The organism is Ekhidna sp., assembly GCF_039960695.1.
Classification (GTDB): domain Bacteria; phylum Bacteroidota; class Bacteroidia; order Cytophagales; family Cyclobacteriaceae; genus Ekhidna.
Genome location: NZ_JBDVKP010000011.1, coordinates 82,060 through 105,134, shown reverse-complemented (window position 1 = coordinate 105,134; position 23,075 = coordinate 82,060). Strand labels below are relative to the sequence as shown.

Here is a 23,075-nt window from a genome sequence, read left to right as displayed (position 1 = left end):
AAGTTTCCTTGGTGTTTTAGTAACGATTAAACAATGTAAAGAGAAGATTTGAAAGCAAAGGAAAAGATATTGAACAGTGCGGAGGAGCTTTTTATCCAATACGGAATTCGAAGTGTGACAATGGATGACGTGGCCAGGGATGCATCCATGTCTAAAAAAACACTTTACCAATACTTCGATAATAAAGATGGCTTGGTATCAGAAGTTGCATTGAATCATTTTGAAAAGGAAACGAAGGAGTTTGAGGAAATGTACAGCCAGTCGAAAGATTCGATCCATGAGATTTTACTGGTTTCTCAATGTTTGAGAAAGCATGTATTTCGAATGAATCCGTCATTGCTATATGATATGCAGAAGTATCATGGGCAGGCATGGGACAAATATCTGGAGTTTAAACACTCAACGATCCGAGGACATATCGAAAGAAATATTGAGCGAGGCAAAAAGGAAGGTTACTTCAGAGAGGAATTGGACGCGAAAGTATTATCAATACTCAGAGTAGAAGGTGTTCAGCTCGTATTCAATACGAAGATATTTCCACGTGATGAATTCGATTTTCCTACAGTCCAGTTACAAATACTTGATCATTTCGTTCATGGTCTGTTGACGGATGAAGGACGAAAGAAATACGAAGAATATATAAATCTAGAATCAACCAATCACATACTCTAATACTTTATGAGAGGCATATTTATACTAATAATGATTATTGGCACTTCGATTGGAGTGCATGCACAGGAGAAGGTCATCCTTTCCCTGGAGGATTGCATCAACTTTGCGTTGGGCAATAATGAACAATTGAAAATCAAGCAACTCGACAAGGAGATTGCTGAAGCTGAAGTTAGAAAGACCATTTCAATGGGCTTGCCTCAGGCAAACGTAAATGCTGGGTTGAATTACAATTTTGAGCCACAAAGAAGTTTACTTGACCCTAGTAGTTTTCCTGGAGGAGACTCCTCCGCTATGCCGGGAATGGTGCAGGAAGATATTGAACTTTCATTCCAGCAAAAATATGACGGAAATATTGGCCTGGTTGTAAATCAACTAATATTTGACGGATCATATTTCGTGGGTTTACAAGCAGCCAGAACATATAGAGAATTGTCCACTAAAGAGCATGTCAAATCTCAAATTGATATTGTAGAGGCTGTAAGTAAGGCATATTACAATGCATTAATTGCTGAAGAACAACTGGAATTGTTGGAAAAAAACATGTCAAGATTAGACACGCTTTTGAGAGAAACAGATCAAATGTATCTGGCAGGTTTTGCAGAAAAAGTTGATGTAGACAGAATACGAGTAAACTATAACAACCTGAAGGTTGAGTATAGCAGAACCAACCAATTAAGAAATATTAGTCGAAAGCTTCTCAAGTTTCAGATGGGTATGGATTTAAATCAGCCGATTGAGTTAGAAGAGAGCCTGGAAGAGGTAAATGTAGATGTACCTGTAATCCCCTCAGAATCTTTTGATTACAATCAGCGAATTGAGTTTTCTCAGCTAGAGACTAATAGAAGCCTGGCACATCTGGATATGAAAAATAATCGAGTTCAATATTTACCAAAACTATATGCCAGATTAGGCTATGGGTGGAATACTGCAGCCTCTAATGGCGGAGATTTGTTTGTGTCAAGAAGGTGGCTGGACAATGGAGCAGTTGGCATTACAGCCTCTATTCCAATATTTGACGGGTTCCTTAAGAGCAATAAAATCCAACAAAATAAACTACAGGTAAAACAAATTGAAAATCAGATGTCATATGTGAAAAAAAGTATTGATCTGGAAATAGAACAATCTCAAATTAGTTTAAACAGTCAGATCGAAACACTTGAGGTACAGAAGCAAAATATGGAGCTGGCACAAGAAGTTTATGACATTTCAAAAATTAAATATCAAGAAGGTGTAGGCTCAAATATTGAGGTAATCAATGCCGACACCTCACTCAAAGAATCACAAACAAATTATTTGAATTCGCTATTTCAGGCGATCACATCACAAATCGAACTTAAGAAAGCACTTGGAACTCTTTATAATAACTAAGATCATGCGTAAGATCAATCATATACTAAATATATTCCTCGCGTTTGCAATAGTAGCATGCGGAGGAAATGAATCTTCTACCATCAGTACAATTCTTGCTGATGGAGATATGGAAAGCATTCGAGCTAAGAAAAAGGAACTGACTACACAACTAAAAAAAGTAGAGGTGGATATCGCTTTACTGGATTCAGCCATCGAAGCTAATAGTGGTGATAGTAATATCCCTTTAATTACTGCTCTAGAAGTAAAAGCACAGGAATTTGTTCATTACGTAGAGTTGCAAGGAGATGTAACTACCAGACAGAATGTGCTGATCTACCCAGAGGTTGCTGGTGTAATGATAAAAACATACGTAGAAGAGGGTGACAAAGTGAAGAAGGGACAGTTGTTAGCAACAATCGATGATGGTGGCCTCAGCAATCAACTCATACAAATGAAAACCCAACTCTCTTTGGCTGAAACAACATATGAACGTCAAAAGAGGCTATGGGATCAGAAAATTGGTTCTGAAATTCAGTATTTACAAGCAAAAGCCAGTTATGAATCTCAGAAAGCTGCTGTAGACCAGATGGAGTCTCAGCTTCGGAAATTTTCAATGCGCGCACCATTTGATGGTATAGTAGACGATGTTATCAAGGATCAGGGTACTGTAGTTGCACCTGGCGGACCTGGGTCAGAAGTTTTTCGTGTAGTAAACCTTTCCAAAATGTACATTGAGACTTTAGTTCCAGAAACTTACATCACATCTGTGACCAAAGGGAAAAAAGTAAAAGTCTTCTTCCCAATACTCAATGAGACAATAGAGTCATTCGTTCGGGAAACAGGCAACTACATCAATCCCAATAACAGGTCATTTGCAGTACAAATTCCAGTTCCTAATAAAAGCGGCAATGTTAAGCCAAATCTTACAGCAAGAGTACATATCAACGATTATAGAAAAGATGCTGCACTCTTGATTCCGCAAAGCGCAATTTCGGAGAATTCCGAAGGCGAGCAATATGCATATGTAGTGACCAACATCAACAAAGACAATGTGGCTGTTGCTAAGAAAACCATCATAACAACCGGTAAAACTCAAGGTGATATAATTGAAGTTTTGTCAGGAATAAGTGATGGTCAGAGTATCATTATCGAGGGAGCACGAAGTGTTAAAGACGGTCAAGGAGTTAAAATTTTAAACTATTAAAATAGATGGCTACTAAAAACAGTAAAGTAGATAAGGAATTCAAGCCTTCATCCTGGGCCATTAGAAATCCTTCGGTTATATATCTGATCATTGGCCTTTTCTTGATTATGGGGCTCTCTGCATATTTTGCTATGCCCAGAGAAGACTTCCCAGAGATCAAGGAAACAAAGATTTATATAAGTACACCTTTTCCAGGCAATACAGCTGAGGATATGGAGCGGTTGATTACCGATCCACTAGAAGATAAGCTTAAGAACGTGACGAACGTTGTTGAAATAATATCTACCTCTCAGGAAGATTACTCAATGATCACCGTGGAGTTTGATGAAAATATTTCAGTAGAGGAAGCAAAGCAGCGAGCAAAAGATGAGGTAGACAGTGAAACTTCAGGCGAAGATTGGCCATTGTTTAATGGCGCTAAGGTTGAGCCCAATGTCTTTGATCTCAAAATGTCGGAAGAGTTTCCGATTATGAATATCAATATTACAGGGGACTATCCGGTTGACAAGCTCAAAGAATACGCAGAATACCTCCAGGATGAAATTGAAGATTTGCCGGAAATTAAAGCAGCTGATATCCGTGGTGCTCAGGAAAAAGAAGTTGAAGTTGCCGTCGACATTTATAAGATGATGGCAGCCAAAGTCAGCTTCGATGATATCCTTGGAGCCATTGCAAATGGTAACATGACAATGTCTGCTGGTAATCTAAAGGCTAGTGGTCAGCGTCGCACAATTCGAATTCTCGGTGAAATTCAGAAGCCTTCAGAGCTGGAAAACTTTGTCGTGAAATCGGAAAATAATTCACCAGTCTATCTCAAAGATATCGCAACGGTGAGTTTCCGTCCGGAAGATAAAACTACTTACGCAAGAGAATTCGGCTCAAGCGTAGTGATGTTGGATATCAAGAAACGATCAGGAAAAAATATGATCGAAGCTGTAAACAAGATTAAGAATATAATCACTGTAGCTGAAGCTGATTATTTCCCATCAGATCTTAAAATTTCCATTTCCAATGATTCATCAGAGCGTACATTAAATCAAGTAAGCGACCTGATCAATAACATCATATTTGGTATTATTCTGGTTGTTACAGTACTGATGTTTTTCCTTGGATTCAGGAATGCATTGTTCGTTGGATTTGCGATTCCAATGTCTATGTTCATGTCTTTCATGATCATCAATGCTCTTGGCTATACCATGAATACAATGATTCTTTTCGGGCTGATCATGGGTCTTGGTATGCTGGTAGATAATGGTATTGTAGTGGTTGAGAATGTTTATAGGCTCATGGATCAAGAAGGCATGTCTCGACTACAGGCTGCCAAAAAAGGAATCGGAGAAATTGCATATCCAATTATGATTTCTACTGCTACCACAGTGGCGGCTTTCGTACCGCTGGGAATGTGGCCAGGTGTCATGGGAGAGTTTATGAAATACTTCCCTATCACCTTATCGATTGTATTAGGATCATCCTTGTTTGTGGCAATTTTCATGAACTCTATGCTGGTTTCCCAATTCATGGAGACCAGTGAACGCGAGCTATCTCGAAAAGCCTTGTGGAGAATGACTATCATACTTTCAGGTTTCGGAATACTTATAATGATATTCGGCGGTGCCATGAGAGGCTTAGGAACACTTTTGATATTCACCAATATCATGTTTTGGCTCTACAAGTACGTGATCAAAGGCATGGCCTTGGGATTCCAGAAAAGAATACTGACTCGATTTGAAAACATGTATGAGCGAAGAATCAAGCATGCCATTAGAGGTAGCAATGTGTATTGGTATTTTGGATCAACTTTTTTCCTTCTAATCTTAGTTTTCGGACTGTTCATAAGATCTATGATAGAAGGTGACACTAAAGTCGAGTTCTTCCCGGACAATACTCCGAATCAGATAATTGTTTATATCGAGTATCCGGAAGGAACCGCAATTAACAAGACCAATGCCATTACCAAAGAAATTGAAGGTCGAGTTTATAATATCATCCAAAACGAAGTATATGTTCAGGACGGTAGAAACATACTTGTAGAGTCTGCAGTATCGCAGGTCGGTGAAGGTGCAGGCAATCCATTTACAGATGGTGGTTCTGCAGCCGAGATGCCACATCGAGGCAAGATCACAGCATCAATGCGAGAGTTCAAATATCGACAAGGTTTGGATTCGGAAAAGCTCAGGGGTAAGGTTCAGGAAACATTAACTGGTATCTATCCCGGAGTTGCTATTTCCGTAGAGAAGGATCCGGTAGGACCTCCGGCTGGATATCCGATAAACATAGAGCTTGAGGGAAGGGACTATGATGAGCTGATTCAAACGGCTGAGCGAATGAGAAACTTCATTAACAGCAAGAACATTGGAGGAATCGAAGAGCTTAAGATCGACGTAAACAAAGGCAAGCCTACCATGCAGGTAGTTGTGGATCGTGAGAAGGCTGGCGAACTTGGCGTAGCAGTGGGTCAGGTGGGTAATCAATTGCGAAGAGCCATATTTGGTGAAAAGGCGGGAGTTTATAAGAAGGACGGTGAGGACTATGATATCAATGTTCGTTTCAATGAAGACCTGCGATATAATACAAGTGCACTATTCAATCAAAACATAACTTTCAGAGATCAGTCTACCGGTAAGATTAAGGAGATTCCGGTTTCTGCTGTGGCTTCACAAAAGAATACCTCGGGTTTCAGTGCTATCAAACATAGAGATACCAAACGAGTAGTGACTGTTTATTCAGGCCTTAAACCAGGTTTTACTGATCCATCCGCCATTGTGGCTCAAATTGAAGAGGTCATGGAGAATTTTGATGGTTTGCCAAGAGGTGTCAGTATTGACTATACAGGGCAAATAGAAGAGCAAAACAAGCAGATGGCATTCTTGATGGGTGCGTTCTTCGCGGGTTTGGGACTCATCGCTTTATTGCTAGTATTTCAGTTTGGTGGGTTATCCAAACCAATGATTATCATGATTGCAATCTTCCTGAGTTTGATTGGTGTGTTTGGCGGGCTTATGATTACTGGCTGGCCATTTGTAATTATGATGACTATGATGGGAATCATTTCACTAGCTGGAATTGTGGTGAATAATGGAGTGGTGTTACTCGATTATACTCAAATACTCATTGATAGAAAGAAAGAAGAACTAGGAATGGATGAGACAGGGTTTTTAGATAAAGATGAAGTGATGAGATTGACTGTTCAAAGTGGTAAGGCAAGGTTAAGACCTGTGATTCTGACAGCCATCACAACTGTGCTTGGCTTAATACCATTAGCCATTGGCTTGAACATTGACTTTTTCTCTTTATTCACAGAATTTGATCCGAAAATATATGTTGGAGGTGATAATGTAATTTTCTGGGGACCCCTTGCTTGGACAGTGATCTTCGGCTTAATTGTAGCAACCTTCTTAACGTTGATAATTGTCCCTGTTCTGTTTACAATCTCATATAGAATGAAGTACAAATTGTTTGCCAAAAAAGCAAATAAAGAAGCGGAGGCGGAAATGACGTATAGTAAGGAAGCAGCCTAAATGATCAACCTTTCGCTAGTTTGTTCGTTACACATATTTAATATTCTTCTATTAAAGAATATCATCGGTTAGGTTTAAGTTAATAGTAATTCCCCCCGGTTCTCGGGGGGATTTTTTGTAGGTATGAGTCGCATTTATTTCGTTGTATTTCTAATATCCATTTACCTTGTATTGGATGTTTATGTCTTTCTGGCGCTTCGGTCCATCACTGAAGGAATGAACCCAATTTGGAGACGAGCGATTCTAATAGGTTACTGGGTTGTGAGTATAGTTTCATTGACTGGCGTTTTGTTGTACCGACAGATTGATCCTAAGCTGCTGGGTAATCTTCGTCTTTACATTACAACGTTCTTTTTTGTCCTTTTTATAGGAAAGCTATTTTCTACTGTTTTTCTCCTATTGGAGGACATCAGACGGGGTGTCACATGGCTGGCAAATTTATTTCCATTTGTAGAAGAAAAGCATTCAACTTCAAGATCGGACTTCATGCAGAAAACGGCATTAATTGCCGGAGCAATTCCAGTCGCCACTATGTCATTCGGGATTATCTCTGGCGCACATGACTATAGGGTTAGAAAACGAACAATTCATTCTCCAAACTTGCCCAAGGCGTTTGACGGAATTCGAATAGCTCAAATTTCAGATATTCACACGGGTAGTTTCTTTAATAAGATAGCGGTAGCTGGTGGTGTGGATTTATTGAATGCTCAAAAGCCAGATATAGCCTTTTTCACTGGGGATTTGGTAAATAATCGAAGCGAGGAGGCCAAAGACTATTTAGATATCTTCAAGAAAGTCTCAGCTCCATTAGGAGTCTTTTCTGTAATGGGCAATCACGATTACGGAGACTACACGAGTTGGTCTTCACCTCAAGCCAAACAGACTGATATCAATAATTTGCATGAAATGCATCGATATATGGGCTATGATCTATTGCTCAATGAAAACAGAACACTCAAAGTAGACGGAGAGGAAATTGCCATTCTAGGATGTGAAAACTGGGGAGAAGGTAGATTTTCAAAATATGGTGATATGAAGCAAACGGTAGTAGGTACTGATGAAAAGCCTTTCAAACTATTGTTGTCACATGACCCCAGTCACTGGGATGCACAAATTAGAGTAGAATATCCAGAAATTGATTTAATGCTTGCAGGACATACCCATGGGATGCAATTTGGAATAGAGATAGGTAACTTCCGATGGAGCCCTGCGAAATACAGGTATAAACAATGGGCCGATCTCTATCAAGAAGGTAATCAGTCGCTTTATGTCAATCGTGGGTATGGCTTTATAGGCTATCCTGGTCGTATTGGTATTTTGCCGGAGATCACAATCTTAGAGTTAAAGAAATCCTAAATAGGGGTTGACAACCTGAAGGTGTTATAACTACATCTTCATGTCATAGGACAATAGGTGATTTTACAGGTGATTAGGCGAAAGAGGGACACACGTCCCTCTTTCTGTGTTTATTGAGAATTCAGTTGATTCGTTAACTTTCCTTTTTATCTTTTCGCCCAAATCAATACCTATGACTAAAAAGCTGAATCAGGTACGCCAATTTATTGAGGTGGATTTATGGCGAATTCGACTTAAATCTCTTCCAAAAAGAAAGAGAATATTCTTTGGCTTTATTCGAGTATGGGTGATTGCCATTAAAGAATTCAATCATGATAAATGTGCCGAGAAGGCTTCTGCTTTAACCTATTTCTCAATGCTTTCCCTTGTCCCTGTAATAGCAATGGTTGTCGCGATAGCCAATGCTTTTGGGGTAAGAGCACTCATGGAAAAAGAGTTGGCGAAATACTTTAGTGGTCAGGAAGCAGTACTGGAGAATGTGATGCCCTTTGCAGATAAGATGCTAAGTGGCTCTAGTGGAGGAATTGTCACAGGAGTTTCAATTGTGTTTTTGATATTCACGGTCATCCGGCTTTTAATGAATATAGAAGCTGCATTTAACGATATGTGGGATATTAAACAAAACAGAAGATGGGAGAGGAAAATATCTGATTACGTAGCTGTCATTTTGCTTGGACCTGTTTTACTCATTGTGGCAAGTAGCGCAACCATTTTTGTAAAGGACGCCATTCAGGAATTCATTACAGGTTTTGAGTTTCTGGGTCAATTTCGTTCAGGGATTGTATTTCTATTAAAACTTTTACCATACACGATACTTTGGTTGTTACTGTTCGGATTGTACTTGATCTTTCCAAACACACGTGTGAAGTTTTGGCCTGCTTTATTTGCAGGAATTGTTGCGGGAACATTGTACCAGCTAAACCAACAAGCATTTATTTCCTTGCAGTTCGCTTTTGCACGATATGATGCCATCTACGGTAGTATAGCATTTCTTCCATTATTCTTAATCTGGCTACAAATCAGTTGGTTAATTGTATTATTTGGAGCTGAAGTTTGCTATGGAGTTCAGTATATAAATCAATGGGAATTGAATTCTGAGAAGCTTAAAATTAGTTTAACACATCGACGTAAACTGATGCTTTTACTATTATACAGAGTAGTGAAAAACTTTGAAATGGGAGAGGGTCCATACTCTTTGAACGACTTGGCCAGCAGTGTAAATATTCCGAGAAGGTATGTCGTTGATATTTGCTACGAATTGGAAAAATCGAAGTTAATAACTCGAGTTGATGGAGATGATGTTGCCTACCAGCCTAGTTTTGATATCAACAAAATGGATTTGTATACGGTGCTGAAGAAATATGAAACAGAAGGCATGCGAGATTTTGATCCTAGAAAAACTAAAGCGTTTCAAAGTATCGAAAAAGCCTTAGAGGATATTCAGGCAAGATGGAAAAATAGCGAAAGTAACGTGCTGATTAAGGACCTATGATTTTCGTTGTTTGAACGACCAGGTGAATTCAAACTCAGAGACAATTGTCCCGTCTTTCATTTTACCAACCGTTTTAAAAGTTGATTCTGTAGCCTCTCCGGAGGAGATACATTGATCAACAGCTTCAAAAGCTTTTGCACCATCTTCGCACGTGAAGTAAACACGGTCGGAAGCTTTTTTGGTGAAATTTGCTTTAAGATCAACAATAATGAAGGCTACTGAAGGCTTTTTACCTGTGATTGCCAGAAGGCAAGGAGAGGCAGTTGATAGCTCAGCAGCCATGCTTTGTACAGCGAAGTATATAGATTTAAATGGATTCTTATTCAGATTTTTGAAAGGAACAGACGTTGTACATCTTTCAGGAGTTAGTTCTCTTACTCTCAAACCTGCAATCCAGCCCATCGGCAAGCTCTTCATCAAATAAAAAGGGAATTTAAAGCCACTCGTGACCTGACTGGCCAACTTTTGCTGTTTAGGGTTTAGATTCATCACCTATTTTTTTTCTTCCTTTTCGAGTATTTTCTTCTTCTCCTGATTGAGAAAGTATTTTTCTAACCCACCTTCAAAAAATTTAATAATGAAGAATAATATGGCTAAGATACCTAGTCCAACATATGGAATATCAATATTTTGCTCAATGATTGGTTCAATAAAAATCTGCTCTAGCATGAATAAGACGAGAGCTACAGTCAACATAATGGTAGAAGCTTTTCTGCCAACCTTCGCGACTGCAAGTTGATCTATCGTTTTTCCAAGTTCAACATTCTTATCTTTGATTTCTTCGTTCTGCTCTCTAATCTGGAGGTTAGCATTATCGAGTTTTTTCTGAAGTCTGTCAGATACCCGAGTAATTACTTTAGCCTGTGCAACAAGTTCTTCATACTCATCTGAGAATGAATCAAGGTCTTCTTTATAGATCGCATGAGTCTCAATCTTGGCTCGAAATTTTCTGAGACTATCTATCTCATCGTAGTAAAGCTCGTGGTTTTTCTCCATCTAACTGTTCGCGATCACAAATCGTCTTCTTCTATTTCGAAGAAGTTAAAATCCAAATCTAGTAAATCACTGTAATCCTCGCCAGCTTCCATCATATCATCATCACCTTCTTCATAGTACCAATTGATGGTAATTTTTTTTCCACTATTCTCAATTTTGCTTAATCGTTTGAATATGTCAAATAGGCATTTAGATGAGCTTGTGTTGAAATATTCAAACGCAATGTTGGTTGTAAATTCTGGGCCTCCGGAAGCAATAAATTCATCAAGGTTATCCAGCACTCGCTGATAAAACTGGATAGAGTTTTCCGGACTGGATCTCCCTTTCATTTCCAGTATTCCTTCATCCGGATCAAAATTGATCAGGGGTGTTGTGCGTGTTGGTTCGATGAATACTTTTTCCATAAATCTCTCTACGGTTTGGATGTTAATCTTTTGGTACTATCCTTCAATTCTTGGTAATCGTATTTGAAAAGTGAAATAACTCACCTTATCAGTTACTGGCTGAAACTTATATCTAAGTTTTTGCCCACCTGTCTTTCTTGCAATATCAATAAAGCCAAGTCCGCCAGTTCCCTTATCAGAAAATTCCTGCTCAGCGAGCACCTTCTTATATAGAGCTCTTAATTCATCAGCGTCAACGGCGTTGATATCGTCAAGTCTTTTTTGAATCTCTTTTGTTTTATCTGCTGGAATGTAATTACCCGTTTGTAAACTATAAAATCTCTTTCTTGCAGCAATCATAATGAGTGCCGAGTTAGAGTCATAACTGCTCACCTTCATGTCATCTGCGTTTATTTCATCCAGATGATAATACAGGTTCTGAATACATTCGGTAGCTACATTATAAAACTTCTTCTTCACCTTCCTATTTTCTTCCAGCTCCTCTAGTCTTTCCTCCAATGTTCCAATCATGGCCGTCACCAGATCAAAGGTGAGTTCACCCTTGAACATCAGAATAATGTTTTGGTCATAAATATTTTTATAGCTCCTCAGATAATCCATATAATGGGGGTAATTTTCTTTGGGCTGGAAAAGTAAGAACTTATGACTAATTAAACCAAATGTTTAAGCACCTAAAACTTGACGGTGATTATCAATCGATTAAGGTCGCCAGCATTCCAACCCTAAATTATTCTGAATGTAAAATTATGTTATGTCCTAGACTTAAAAGATTAAAACTTTATCAAAAGGCAAATTATGGTTTTCTTTATTACTTTAGTATAGGAGGCGAATGCCGAAAAGGAGGTAGGTATTATTGTTAGCTGTTCCTAGAGGAAAATCGGTATAAAAATGTGATATTTCCAATAATTGTATTTTTAGTATAGATTTGAGGGACTTGCCAATAGGATTTTTTCAATTCGAACGGCAATGAAGAGATTAACTAGTTAAGAGTTTAAACCAACTATGTTTAAGGTATGTTAAAGAAGGATTTATATGCCAATGTCTATATTTTAACTGCATTGGTCTTGATAGGGGCTGTAGCTTACTATGTTTTCGTCCTACAGAAAGAAATAACTAACTCATTCAACCAAGACCCAAAAGTTGTTCAGGTGTCTGCTAAACAGACAACTATGGGGCAACAGATGGTTAAAGCTGCAATGGGAATGAGGTATGCGGAAAGTCAGGGTAATTTTGATTTCTTTAGAAATGAACTAAGAAGGGTATATCCACAATGGCAAAAAGGCCATCAGGCACTTATTAATGGTGATGCTGATTTAAGCCTTTCACAGCCCATACAAACCGATGAGTATTTGGCTCTGCAAGAAGCTCTGAAGTTCTTGTATTTTGATATGAATACAAATACCTCCAATATTCTGGAGGTTAAGTATACCGATAGTAAATCTGATGTAAACTTCTTGTCTTTGCAGCGATCATTTGAAGCATTGGTTAATACCATAAGGAGATATGATACAGCTACAGAAGATGTAACGAACTATTTTGTTGACAATGCTCAGAATAGGGGAGCAAGTCTTGGGCTGGCTGAATATGTGGGATTCTCAATATTCGTTGGTATTTTCCTTGTTCAAGGATTCTTCATTTTTAGACCGCTTGTAAAACTCGCAAGTGATAACTACTTGTCAGCAAACAAGGCCTTCATTAAGGTTAAGAAATCAGAGCAGCAATTAAAAATTAACTTCCAGAAGCAAAAACTAATTAACAAGAAACTTTACCTTTCTCGGAAAGAACTTGAGGAGAAAAACCTTAAGTTGGAGGAGTCCGAGTCTAAGTTGCTGAAATCTTCTGAAGAACAGATTAAGATTAACGAAAGATTGATCTCTGCTCAGGACGAATTGAATCTGGCATATAAGAAGCTTCAGGATTCTGAGGTTGAAATCAGAGAACTTGCGGATAAACAGTTGCAGGATAATGAAAAACTATTCCTTGCTGAGAAGAAACTTCAATCATTACTTGAAAATGAGCAAAAATCAAGGGAAGAATTATCCAATGCCCTCGATTCACTTAAAGGCGCACAGTCACAGCTTGTACACTCTGAAAAGATGGCATCATTGGGGCAGTTGACTGCAGGTATTGCACATGAGATTAACAATCCGATTAACTTCATATCTAGTGGCATGGTATCACTTAAAATGTCAATTGAAGCGATGCGGGAAATTGCTGAAGAGTATACTAGAATTGATGATGGAGATGATCCTAATGAGGTTCTGGAGTCTGTGAAAGAATTAAAAGAAGAGCATGAGTATGATGAGATCGTAGATGAGCTTGACGACTTGATCAACGATATCAACTACGGGGTAACAAGAACAATTGAAATTGTTAAAGGTCTCCGTGTTTTCTCAAGACTTGATGAAGAGGAAGCTAAGAATGCAAATGTCAATGAGAACATTGATGCAACGCTTACACTTCTAAGAAATAAAACAAAAGGTAAAATCGAGATTACCAAACATTACGATGAGAGCATGCATGATATTGAATGCTATCCTGGTCAGTTAAATCAGGTATTCATGAACATATTGAACAACGCTGTTCAAGCCATGCCTGAAGAGAAGAAAGATGCAGAAATTACCATCTACACCGAAGAGGCAGATAACGAAGTATTCGTTAGAATAAAAGATAATGGAGTTGGGATTCCAGATGAACTTAAAAATAGAATTTGGGAACCTTTCTTTACCACCAAAGAAGTTGGTGTAGGTACAGGTTTAGGAATGTCGATTACATATGGTATTATCGAAAAACATGGTGGAAAAATCGATCTATCTAGTGAAGTAGGAAAAGGAACTGAATTTGTAATAACATTACCAAAGAAAATCACCCCGATTAAGAAGAAAGAGGATAAAGAGGTAGCCGAAAGTAATTAATCATTAACAACATTATACTAAGGGAAGAAGGATGGAAGAGATTCATGACCAGCAACAGTTAGACAACTCAGTTAAAAAGAAGAAGTTCTCGTTACTCTATGTAGATGATGAAGCAACTAACCTGAGAGTATTTAAAGCCAACTTCAGAAAGTTCTTTAATGTACATACATCAACAAACCCGATTGAGGCAATAGACATCCTAAACCAAGAAGATATTCAAGTGATTGTAACAGATCAGCGAATGCCTGAGATGACAGGTACCCAATTCTTGGAAAAAATACTCCCTGATCACCCCGATGTGATTAAAATTATTCTTACAGGATTCACTGATATTGAAGCGATTAAGGACGGAATAAATAGGTGTGGAATATTTAAGTACATCACCAAGCCCTGGAATTTCGATGAGATGAAAGGCGTGCTTGAACGAGCAATAGATACTTATCAACAAGCAGCAGAGAGTGAGGAGCATATTAAGGAGCTGGAGGATAGCAATGTAGAGCTTGAGAGTAGAGTAAAAGAGCGGACACAGGAACTAAATAAAATCAATAAACGTCTCATCGACAGCATTAGATATGCAGGATTGTTACAACAGTCCATGCTTCCAAATGACAGGTATTTAAGTAGACAATTCAAAGACCATTTTGTAATTTTTGAAACTAAGTATCTATTTAGTGAAGAGTTCGTTTGGACAACTCGCCTAAACTTTAGATCGGAAGACTATACGGTAGTATCATTGATAGAATTTGATGGCAAAGGGATCGTGGGGTCACTTAAAACTTTGATAGCTGATTCGGTACTTAATTACTTGACACATGATAGGAAGATTTTTCATTCTGGAGAAATTATAAATGAGTTGAAATACGAGCTTGATGCTGCAGGTTCTGATGAATTGCAGTGTGACTTGAAGGTTTCTGTTGCCGTATTTGATCACAACGCTGGGACACTCCAGTTTAGTGGTGTCAATCAAGATATGATTGTCTTGAATGGACAGAAAACCATACTTCTTAAAGGTGATGAAGGTGATCATTTTGAAGATGCAATTGCCGATAAGATTGGAATAGAACCAGATGCTTCTTATTATATGTATTCGAATGGATACTACAATCAAATGAACGAAGACGGTGTTAAATTTTCTTACGAAAAATTTGAAGAAATGCTAAAGTCAGTACAAGGTAAGTCCATGGGAGAACAACGTGAATTCTTGATGAGTAATTTACAAACATGGAAGGCGGGATCAAGTTTAAATGATGATATATCTATCATAGGCTTTAAACTATAATATTTGATGGCAGCAAAAGCTAGCAGTTTTAAGAATTGGTGTACGGAAAATATTAGTCCGCAATCATGGACTAGAATTTGCCTTAAACGAGTAGATGATATCCGGGGGAAGGGATACACATTGAAGGAGATGGAGGACTTGACTCCTGATATTGAAATGGATGGCGAGCTATTAGATTCGCTTAATGAAGCATTATCTGAGCTTTATGAAATGACTGTCGACGAAGCATTACTTGCTACTCATTAGACCTTCCAAATACTTATTTAATTTCGAATCCTAATACACAGACATCATCAGTCTGACTTGTATTTTTAGACCATTCACTGAATGTTTTCTCAATTATCTTTTTCTGTTCTTCAATGGGATGAGCAGATGACTTTTCAATTAATCTATTGAAATTTTTTGACATGTATTTCTTATCAAATTCACCACCAAACTGATCTTGAAAACCATCTGAAGATAGAAAGATTCGATCTTTCACATCAAGTTGAATTGTCTCTTTGGTAAGCTGAGCGTGAACTTCTTGTTCATCACCTTCTATTCCACCAACCATTTGTCTGGGGCTTTTGTATATTGTGAGTTCTTCGCTACCGTGCTTCATTATTCTAAGTGGGATGCCAGCACCTGCATATTCCATTTTTAAGGTATCTAGATCTATAACGCAGATGCCAATTTCCATACCATCGCGGTTCACTTCATCTGTATCACGCTGAAGTTCAAATTTAATTACCTTATCGAGTCGTGAAATAATCTTCTTAGGATCGAGATAATTTTGATAATAGATAATATTAGTTAGCTGATTGCTTCCCATAATCGACATAATGGCTCCTGGTACTCCATGTCCGGTACAGTCACCACATGCTACAATCATATATTCATTATTGCCTCTCCTTACTCGCTCAAACCAATAGAAGTCTCCACCTATAATGTCCTTAGGTTTGTAGGTGACGAAAGATTCAGGAAATACAGACTGAAGTGTACTGATTGGTGGGAGCGTAGATCGTTGGATTCGTTCTGCATAGCTAATACTGTCTCTTATTTGAGAAGAAACTGATACTAGCTGATTCTTTTGCATTTCAATTTGCGTTTTCTGATCGATTAGCTGCTTATTCGTTTGTCTTTGTTCTTCGATCTGACCAATAAGACTTTGTGACGTTTGTGCCATTTGCTTGGCCAGCTTTCCAATTTCGTCTTTAGACCCAGTTGGTAATTCAATGTCTAAATTTCCTTTGCTCAGTTCTTCAGCAGCTTGGCTCAATTTCACAATAGGTTTTACAAATATATTGGCTGCTACTAACGCGAGGACAATTGTCAATATTAATACTGGGAGCACCGCGAGAAGTATCTGTTCACGAATCTGTGTAAGCGGTGAAAATGCTTTGTCCTTTGGAATACTTAGAATGAGAGTCCAATCATTTCCATTAAAGGATAGGTAGTTCATCTCTCTTGAAATAAAGTAAATCGCATCCTGCGTTTCAAGGAAGTTTACCCCTGGCTCATTTAGACTGGAAACTAAATTATAATTTCTGTACGTTGAGTTCAATATATTGGAAGGGTCCGTATTGGAATAAAGGACAGTGCCTTCGCTATCAATTAGATTGATATCTAGATTTCTAGAAGTGTCTGAACTAAGCGAATATTCGCCAACAATTTTGAACAGTTCATCTACAAGGATTCTGCCGACAAGGACACCTACTTCTGAATTATCTGAGAAGCTGTTCACTTTTGCCGCAAAATGCATGACAACTCGGCCAACAGACTCTGACTTTGAAACATCAACAGCCATAGTTTGACCCTCATTCAATTTGGTCCAATATAAGTCGTTAGTATGTTGTTTTCCGATAGAAATTCTTTTGCTATCAGCAATTCTTACCCTATTCTTATCAAATAGAGAAAATGAATAGTAGAGGTCGTTTAGGTTTTCAAGCTCTTGTAGCCTCAATGTCAACTGTTCAGGATTTGTATTTAGGTTTCTGAAAAAAGGATTTTTTGAAGCCATCCTTATATCATTTAAACGGGAGAACATAAATCTGCCAATATCAGAGCTTATACCTTTAGATTGTTGAGTCATACTACTCACAATTTCCTCTTTTAGCGTCTGTTCTACTTTTTGATCCGCGAAGAATGACAATACACCTGCAGTGAACAAAACAAGAAATAGACAAAGGATAGTGAGTTTGGCGTATATGTTCATAGATTGTGTTTAACCGTTGACGCAGTAAAAATAAATCTTTTCAATTTGCTAATCTATTTGATATGATTGAAAGTCGAGCTAGCAATATTCCGTTTCTTACATTTAGGCATATTATCTTAGCGAAGTAAAGAAAACACCGCCAATGAGAATTTACATTTTCGCCCTAGTAATACTTGTCTCTTCCAGTATAGATGCGCAGAACATGACCATCTATAGAAGCTCCAGAACAGTAGATGAAACTGTTGAGCGGTTGGTTCAGATAATAAAGAATAAGAAGCTTGCCTACTTTGAAACTGTTGCACATGATAAAGTAGCAAAAGAATATGGTGTGGACATTCCACCTACAAGAATGATCTTGTTCGAGGATCCAAACCTAATGATTGAGCTAGTTTCATGTCGACAAACGACAGCTCTTGACTTGCCAATGAAAATTTTGGTTTGGGAAGAGAATGAGGATGTTTACATCGGATTCTTTGATCCGAAAGTGATGAAAAAGCGGTTTATGCTTCAGGAATGTGATGACATTATTTCCAGTATGTCAAGACTAAAAATCAGAGTGGTTAATGAAGCACTTAGGGACGGTTGATTGGTATTGCCCATCTTACCTTATCCCATCTAAACTTTAATGAGTCATCTGCAAAGTAGAAGAGCATTCGCTCTTGTGATTGATCTGCATATTTAGGAGTCACATTTAGTCTAAAAGACTCCAGAGAGTCTTTATAACTATAGGACCCCCATTGATCCCACTCTCTATTGAAGATTACAACCCATTCATCTTGATTGGGAATTGTAAAAATTGAATAGCTACCACTATCTATCTTGAAGGTATCTATTTCTAAATCACCTGCTATGCTTATATAGGTTGCATGATTTGCCCCAGTTCTCCACATTTCTCCAAAGGGAACAAGGTAATCAGGACCATCTCCAAATATTTTTCTGTCTTTTACTCCAGGACTACTAAACTCAATATATGCAGTTGTACCATGTACTGTTGTACTATCTGATCGCAAGGGAGAAGGCCTTTTTTGAGGATCTGTCGAACAGCTGAGCGCAATTAGGCAGCACAATGGTATAATTGATGCGTTGATTGATTTTGAACGTAAATATGTCCGAAATTGAAAATGTAATTTCATTAGGATAGACGATAACGCGCTGAAAAATAGTAGGTTACAGATTTGGGTATATTATTTGCGTTCTGAATATAAAAATTATTAATCATATGGGAATTATAGGCATTGAAATACCCCAACTTAACGAAGAACAGGATATTGAAGTTGAAGTACGTGTAAACGGAATAAAAAAACAATATCAATACAGGGTTGAAATCTTTCACTGGGATGATTGTCCGTATCCAACAGAAGATAGAGTAGAATGTATTCGTCAGCTCGTAAATGGATATGACGACAAGTGGGACCTTGCTCATATCGGACTACCAACTGACGATTACATTCCTATTACTTTTAGAAAGAGACGCTAGAACGGAAGGTCGTCATCTTGAGAAAAATCCTCCTTGGTCCATTCTTGAGTTGGCGTAGGGGGAGTGTCTTGAGTTGCTCCTGATTTTTTATCAACTCTCCAGGCCTGCAGGCTGTTGAAGTATTTAACCTCACCTTGAGGGTCTGTCCACTTTCTACCTTTTAAGTTAAAGTTCACTGTAACCTCATCTCCAATTTCCAGTGCGTCGAGTTGATCGCAATTACTTTGAATCAATTCAAACTTCACATACTCTGGATACTGAGGATTTTCAGCGTACTCGAGTACAAATTCTCTTTTTTTAAAAGTGTCTTTAATTGTTTGTGTATCGTATTTCTCAACGATCTTACCTTCTACTATCATGTGAATTTTCTAAACTATTGTACAAATTTGATGGTTCAATCTGCAAGTATGACAAAGTCTAGGAAATATTTCCTGATTGGAGCAATCATTTTCGTTATAATCATGATAATAATCGTAATTGATATTAGCAGTAGAACCATTGCTCCTTGGGAAAGAAATAAAGTCGAACAAAAGGATGAGCAAAAATAAGGTTGATATATCACTTATAGATCTTGAAAAAGAGAAGGAGAAGATTACAGACATACCAGGATTGATTGAGTATGCACATCATGCCGGAAGTGCAATAATAAAACCTGAGGATAAAGGAAGAATAAAAGGCAACGCAGTGGCAGCGATGCATGATCAAACCGATCGGCAGTTTCATCAGCTTTATGAACAAATGCAAACTTTAATTGAACAAGCGAAATACCTGAAAAGCAGAGTTGAAGTTTCGGAAAGGATTTACCAAGCTACGGTTCCTTTTCAACCAGTTATTGGCAAAATCTATTTTTTATATAAGAAGAAGGACGGAACAGATCTCTTGTCTATGGTAAGTCCTGAAGAGTGGGGTAAAGGCTTTCCATACGAAATATTTGAAGCTGAAGTTAGATTGTTGTCAGATCATACATGGGAGATTGTTCAGACAAATAATAAGGATTACCAATATTGAGTAACCTATTGTTCCTCGCTCGTCTACTTTATGTCTATCGATAAAAATTCTCTTATTTCAATCATTTATAAGATTTGCTGAATCTAAAACCATAAAATTTTTCGTTTGTTATATTGGTTATAGAAATAACTATCGGATATATAACTAATGAACAGGTTCTCAGCACTTATGATAATTACATGTTTGTCTACTTTAATCAATTGCAATAGCAATTCTGATACACCGGGGATCGATTGCTCGGGATCAGATTTGTCCTTAGAAGTTATTGATTTTATTAAATCAGATTGTGATGTACCTGGATCAGTTTCGATTTCTGCGTCTGGAGGTGAGGGTGATTATACCTATTCAATTGACAATGATGATTTCCAGAGTTCATCGATTTTTGAGAATCTCTTTGCTGGTAATTTTACTTTTTCTGTAAAAGATGACATTGGTTGTACAGCGAATCTTCGCTTTACACTTGAATCAGAGCCAACAGGTATCACAATGGATTTAAGTGGAAGTCAATCTAATTGTACTAGTAATACCGGTACTATATCCGCAGAGGCATCAGGTGGAGTAGGTGTTCTTCGATTTGCACTTGATGGAGGTGATTTTAGCGAAATCAATGAATTCCTAAGTGTTAGTCCAGGAATTCATACAGTTACTGTGAAGGACGATGAAGAATGTGGGGTTTCAAAGACCATTCAAATTAAAACAATGACGAGGCTTTCAAATGACATAATGCCAATCGTCATAAAAGATTGTGCAATATCTGGATGTCACAATGGAAGTCAGTCTCCAAGATTAATTTCAAAATCAGAAGTAATTGCAAATGCGTCTAGAATAAAAGCAGAAACGCAAGCTGGCAGTATGCCTAGAGATCGGACTTTGACTCAAACAGAAATAGATCTAATTGCCTGCTGGGTAGATGATGGTGCAGAAGACAACTAGCTGACAAAACTTAAACTAAAGGTATGTACTTTAAATGTTGTTACATTTAATATGTAACTTTCTATATACAACTCTATCTAACGAATATGAAACGAATTACCCTATACTCATTATTAGCATCCTTTATCATATATATGGGATGCTCAAGCAACAGCGAAGATCCAGGTTTGGATTGCAGTCAATCAGATTTAGATGTCTCAATTACCTCATCAGTTCTTCCTACTTGTGAGGTAGCAGGAAGCATTGTGGTTCAAGGATCAGGTGGAACGGCACCTTACTCATTTAGCTTAGACGGGACTAACTTTCAAACCTCAGGATCATTTACTGATTTGGTAGCTGGTAATCTATCCATTACCGTAATGGATGATGATGGATGCACAGCCAGATTAAGTTCTGTTCTGAACTCTGATGGTGGCATCTCGATTGATGCTCTTACAACTAACTCTGAGTGCCTGAATGCAACAGGAACAATTGAAGTAACAGCTTCTGATGGTGATGGCACATATACTTATTCTTTGGATGGTGGTACGGCTCAAACTGAAAATTCCTTTTCATCTGTTTCTGCAGGAGATCATGAAATAACGGTTGTTGACGGCACCGGATGTTCGGCTACCACAGATGTTTATGTTAGTTCGGACGTAAGCTTAAGTTCAGACATTATGCCTCTCTTGTTAGCACAATGCACATTTTCAGGTTGTCACAATGGTGATAATGGATCAAGTAGAAATTGGACTGAAAAGGAGGATGTTCTTGCCAAAGCAGCTAACATAAAATCCAGAACTCAGAGTGGGTCCATGCCACGGTCGCCAGGCGTTTTAACCCAGGCTGAAATTGACCTTATTGCCTGCTGGGTAGACGATGGAGCAAAGGATAACTAATACAATGAGAAAATTAATATTTCTATCAATTTTGATGTCCTGCTTGGCAGGGTATTCTCAAAAATTTAAGACCAACGATACGTCCATCAGGTTCTATTCTGATGCGCCGATGGAAGATATCGAAGCTATCAATGAATCCGCAACGAGTATTGTGGATATTGGTAGCAAGACAATTGTAATTGTCGTTCCGATCAAATCATTCAGCTTTAAGAAGAAACTAATGCAGGAGCACTTCAATGAAAACTATCTGGAGTCTGATGATTTCCCTAATGCTATTTTTAAAGGAAAACTAATAGATTGGAATGGTTCAGAAGGCTCTTCAACAGCATTAGCTGAAGGCACACTTGAACTTCACGGAGTGATCAAGGATGTGACAATTTCCGGAGATTTAGATTACAGTAAGAATTCCTTAAAATTATCAACTGTCTTCAGCATTAGTCTTGAAGATTATAATATTAAAATACCAAAAGCTGTTTTTTATAAAATAGCTGAAGAGGTAGAAGTAACAGCCAAATTAGCATATGCACCTTATACAAAGAATTAGCTCACTATTATTACTCATTATTTGCCTGAATGCAGCTGGGCAAGATCAAGAATTATTGGAACTTCTCTCATCAGATGAAGCTGACGATAAAGGTTATGTTTCAGCTACATTTAAGAGTACTAGAGTGATAAATGGTCATTCCATAGAAACTCGCTCAAATGGCGTGCTTGAGTTTATTATTAGTCATCGTTTCGGAAAGATAAATTCTGGATATGATGAATTTTATGGATTAGATTTTTCTACCATTCGATTGGGTCTTGAATATGGAATTACTGATGATTTAAATATTGGAGTGGGCCGAGCTTCTTTTGATAAGGTTGTGGATGCATTTGTAAAATATCGATTGCTTAGGCAATCCAAAGATTTTCCATTTACAGCGACAGCATTTGCTTCTATTACCAGGAAAACAGTAGAACAGCTCGGACTGGATGGTATTGATCGCAATACTTATACAGCTCAGCTGTTGATAGCTCGTAAGTTCAATTCAAATTTCAGCTTTCAGATTTCTCCAACCATTATCCAGCGAAATTTGGTGCCTACTCTTCAGGATGATAATTTATTGATTGCGGTTGGACTAGGCGCTAGATATAAGCTATCAAATAGAATAGCAATTGTAACAGAGTATTATCCACAGTTCTCAAATAAGTCTACAGAATTTGAAGATTCTTTTGCTGTAGGTGTAGATATTGAAACTGGAGGTCATGTCTTTCAGTTGCATTTTACCAATGCAATACAGATGAACGAAAAGGGTTTTATTGGGGAGACAACAGATAGTTTCTGGGATGGTGATATCCATTACGGGTTTAATATTACCAGAGTATTTGATCTTCGTCCAAATAAGCGTTAAAGGAAGCT

At 37.9% G+C, this 23,075-nt stretch carries 23 protein-coding genes; 16 read left to right on the top strand and 7 right to left on the bottom strand.

Translation table 11 applies throughout. From position 1 onward, the window contains the following. The first annotated feature begins 48 nt into the window (after nt 1–48). The 6 genes from ABJG98_RS06910 (at nt 49) to ABJG98_RS06885 (ending at nt 9,592) form a co-directional block, all read left to right on the top strand. Nucleotides 49–672, top strand: coding sequence for a helix-turn-helix domain-containing protein (locus ABJG98_RS06910; protein WP_348278760.1), 624 nt, complete (start codon nt 49–51; stop codon nt 670–672). 6 nt (nt 673–678) lie between these two features. Continuing rightward, nucleotides 679–2,040, top strand: coding sequence for a TolC family protein (locus tag ABJG98_RS06905; RefSeq protein WP_348278759.1), 1,362 nt, complete (start codon nt 679–681; stop codon nt 2,038–2,040). A gap of 4 nt (nt 2,041–2,044) precedes the next feature. Next, a complete protein-coding gene (locus tag ABJG98_RS06900) occupies nt 2,045–3,226 on the top strand; it encodes an efflux RND transporter periplasmic adaptor subunit (protein ID WP_348278758.1) in 1,182 nt (393 codons plus the stop codon). Between the two features lie 5 nt (nt 3,227–3,231). After that, a complete protein-coding gene (locus tag ABJG98_RS06895) occupies nt 3,232–6,744 on the top strand; it encodes an efflux RND transporter permease subunit (protein WP_348278757.1) in 3,513 nt (1,170 codons plus the stop codon). A gap of 123 nt (nt 6,745–6,867) precedes the next feature. Further along, a complete protein-coding gene (locus ABJG98_RS06890) occupies nt 6,868–8,100 on the top strand; it encodes a metallophosphoesterase (protein WP_348278756.1) in 1,233 nt (410 codons plus the stop codon). A gap of 172 nt (nt 8,101–8,272) precedes the next feature. Beyond that, entirely contained in the window at nt 8,273–9,592 is a 1,320-nt protein-coding gene (locus tag ABJG98_RS06885) for a YihY/virulence factor BrkB family protein (RefSeq protein WP_348278755.1), read from the top strand. Here ABJG98_RS06885 and ABJG98_RS06880 read toward each other — a convergent pair. From ABJG98_RS06880 to ABJG98_RS06865, 4 genes are read right to left on the bottom strand one after another with little or no spacing between them, the layout of a single operon-like run. Continuing rightward, nucleotides 9,587–10,081, bottom strand: coding sequence for a thioesterase (locus ABJG98_RS06880; protein ID WP_348278754.1), 495 nt, complete (start codon nt 10,079–10,081; stop codon nt 9,587–9,589). The two genes, ABJG98_RS06885 and ABJG98_RS06880, sit on opposite strands and share 6 nt — an antisense overlap. 3 nt (nt 10,082–10,084) lie before the next feature. Beyond that, the gene (locus ABJG98_RS06875) at nt 10,085–10,588 is read right to left on the bottom strand and encodes a hypothetical protein (protein ID WP_348278753.1); all 504 of its coding nucleotides are present in this window, start codon (nt 10,586–10,588) and stop codon (nt 10,085–10,087) included. Between the two features lie 14 nt (nt 10,589–10,602). Continuing rightward, nucleotides 10,603–10,992, bottom strand: coding sequence for a DUF1987 domain-containing protein (locus tag ABJG98_RS06870; RefSeq protein ID WP_348278752.1), 390 nt, complete (start codon nt 10,990–10,992; stop codon nt 10,603–10,605). A gap of 36 nt (nt 10,993–11,028) precedes the next feature. Continuing rightward, complete coding sequence (locus ABJG98_RS06865; RefSeq protein WP_348278751.1) at nt 11,029–11,592, bottom strand: SiaB family protein kinase; 564 nt, start codon at nt 11,590–11,592, stop codon at nt 11,029–11,031. A gap of 413 nt (nt 11,593–12,005) precedes the next feature. Between ABJG98_RS06865 and ABJG98_RS06860 the strand changes: the two genes are divergently transcribed. From ABJG98_RS06860 to ABJG98_RS06850, 3 genes are read left to right on the top strand one after another with little or no spacing between them, the layout of a single operon-like run. Further along, entirely contained in the window at nt 12,006–13,907 is a 1,902-nt protein-coding gene (locus tag ABJG98_RS06860; RefSeq protein WP_348278750.1) for an ATP-binding protein, read from the top strand. A 31-nt stretch (nt 13,908–13,938) separates the two neighbouring features. After that, nucleotides 13,939–15,186 carry a response regulator gene (locus tag ABJG98_RS06855; RefSeq protein ID WP_348278749.1) on the top strand — a complete coding sequence of 416 codons (1,248 nt, stop codon included), beginning with the start codon at nt 13,939–13,941 and terminating at the stop codon, nt 15,184–15,186. Nucleotides 15,187–15,192: 6 nt separating this feature from the next. Then, entirely contained in the window at nt 15,193–15,432 is a 240-nt protein-coding gene (locus ABJG98_RS06850; RefSeq protein ID WP_348278748.1) for a hypothetical protein, read from the top strand. A gap of 13 nt (nt 15,433–15,445) precedes the next feature. Here ABJG98_RS06850 and ABJG98_RS06845 read toward each other — a convergent pair whose 3' ends face one another. After that, nucleotides 15,446–17,380, bottom strand: a complete 1,935-nt coding sequence (locus ABJG98_RS06845; RefSeq protein ID WP_348278747.1) for a SpoIIE family protein phosphatase — start codon at nt 17,378–17,380, stop codon at nt 15,446–15,448. A gap of 142 nt (nt 17,381–17,522) precedes the next feature. Here ABJG98_RS06845 and ABJG98_RS06840 point away from each other — a divergent pair, with 142 nt between their 5' ends. After that, the gene (locus ABJG98_RS06840; protein WP_348278746.1) at nt 17,523–17,966 is read left to right on the top strand and encodes a DUF302 domain-containing protein; all 444 of its coding nucleotides are present in this window, start codon (nt 17,523–17,525) and stop codon (nt 17,964–17,966) included. Here ABJG98_RS06840 and ABJG98_RS06835 read toward each other — a convergent pair. Then, nucleotides 17,953–18,390 (bottom strand): DUF2911 domain-containing protein, encoded by a 438-nt coding sequence (locus ABJG98_RS06835; RefSeq protein ID WP_348278745.1) that lies wholly within the window; start codon nt 18,388–18,390, stop codon nt 17,953–17,955. The two genes, ABJG98_RS06840 and ABJG98_RS06835, sit on opposite strands and share 14 nt — an antisense overlap. 209 nt (nt 18,391–18,599) lie before the next feature. Between ABJG98_RS06835 and ABJG98_RS06830 the strand changes: the two genes are divergently transcribed. After that, nucleotides 18,600–18,857: a hypothetical protein gene (locus ABJG98_RS06830; protein WP_348278744.1), complete on the top strand. Its 258-nt coding sequence runs from the start codon at nt 18,600–18,602 to the stop codon at nt 18,855–18,857. Here the strand turns inward: ABJG98_RS06830 and ABJG98_RS06825 are convergent. Continuing rightward, nucleotides 18,854–19,216 (bottom strand): DUF3127 domain-containing protein, encoded by a 363-nt coding sequence (locus tag ABJG98_RS06825; RefSeq protein ID WP_348278743.1) that lies wholly within the window; start codon nt 19,214–19,216, stop codon nt 18,854–18,856. The two genes, ABJG98_RS06830 and ABJG98_RS06825, sit on opposite strands and share 4 nt — an antisense overlap. Before the next feature lie 175 nt (nt 19,217–19,391). On the opposite strand from ABJG98_RS06825, the gene ABJG98_RS06820 reads away from it, so the two are divergent. The 5 genes from ABJG98_RS06820 to ABJG98_RS06800 all read left to right on the top strand — a co-directional run bounded on the left by ABJG98_RS06820 (nt 19,392) and on the right by ABJG98_RS06800 (nt 23,067). Continuing rightward, nucleotides 19,392–19,865: a DUF2452 domain-containing protein gene (locus ABJG98_RS06820; protein WP_348278742.1), complete on the top strand. Its 474-nt coding sequence runs from the start codon at nt 19,392–19,394 to the stop codon at nt 19,863–19,865. Between the two features lie 147 nt (nt 19,866–20,012). Further along, nucleotides 20,013–20,798, top strand: coding sequence for a hypothetical protein (locus ABJG98_RS06815; RefSeq protein ID WP_348278741.1), 786 nt, complete (start codon nt 20,013–20,015; stop codon nt 20,796–20,798). An 86-nt stretch (nt 20,799–20,884) separates the two neighbouring features. Continuing rightward, a complete protein-coding gene (locus ABJG98_RS06810; protein WP_348278740.1) occupies nt 20,885–21,676 on the top strand; it encodes a hypothetical protein in 792 nt (263 codons plus the stop codon). A 4-nt stretch (nt 21,677–21,680) separates the two neighbouring features. Then, nucleotides 21,681–22,220 (top strand): YceI family protein, encoded by a 540-nt coding sequence (locus ABJG98_RS06805; RefSeq protein ID WP_348278739.1) that lies wholly within the window; start codon nt 21,681–21,683, stop codon nt 22,218–22,220. Next, on the top strand, nt 22,198–23,067 hold the full coding sequence (locus ABJG98_RS06800) for a DUF5777 family beta-barrel protein (protein ID WP_348278738.1): 870 nt from the start codon (nt 22,198–22,200) through the stop codon (nt 23,065–23,067). The genes ABJG98_RS06805 and ABJG98_RS06800 overlap by 23 nt, the downstream gene beginning before the upstream one ends. Nucleotides 23,068–23,075: the final 8 nt, after the last annotated feature.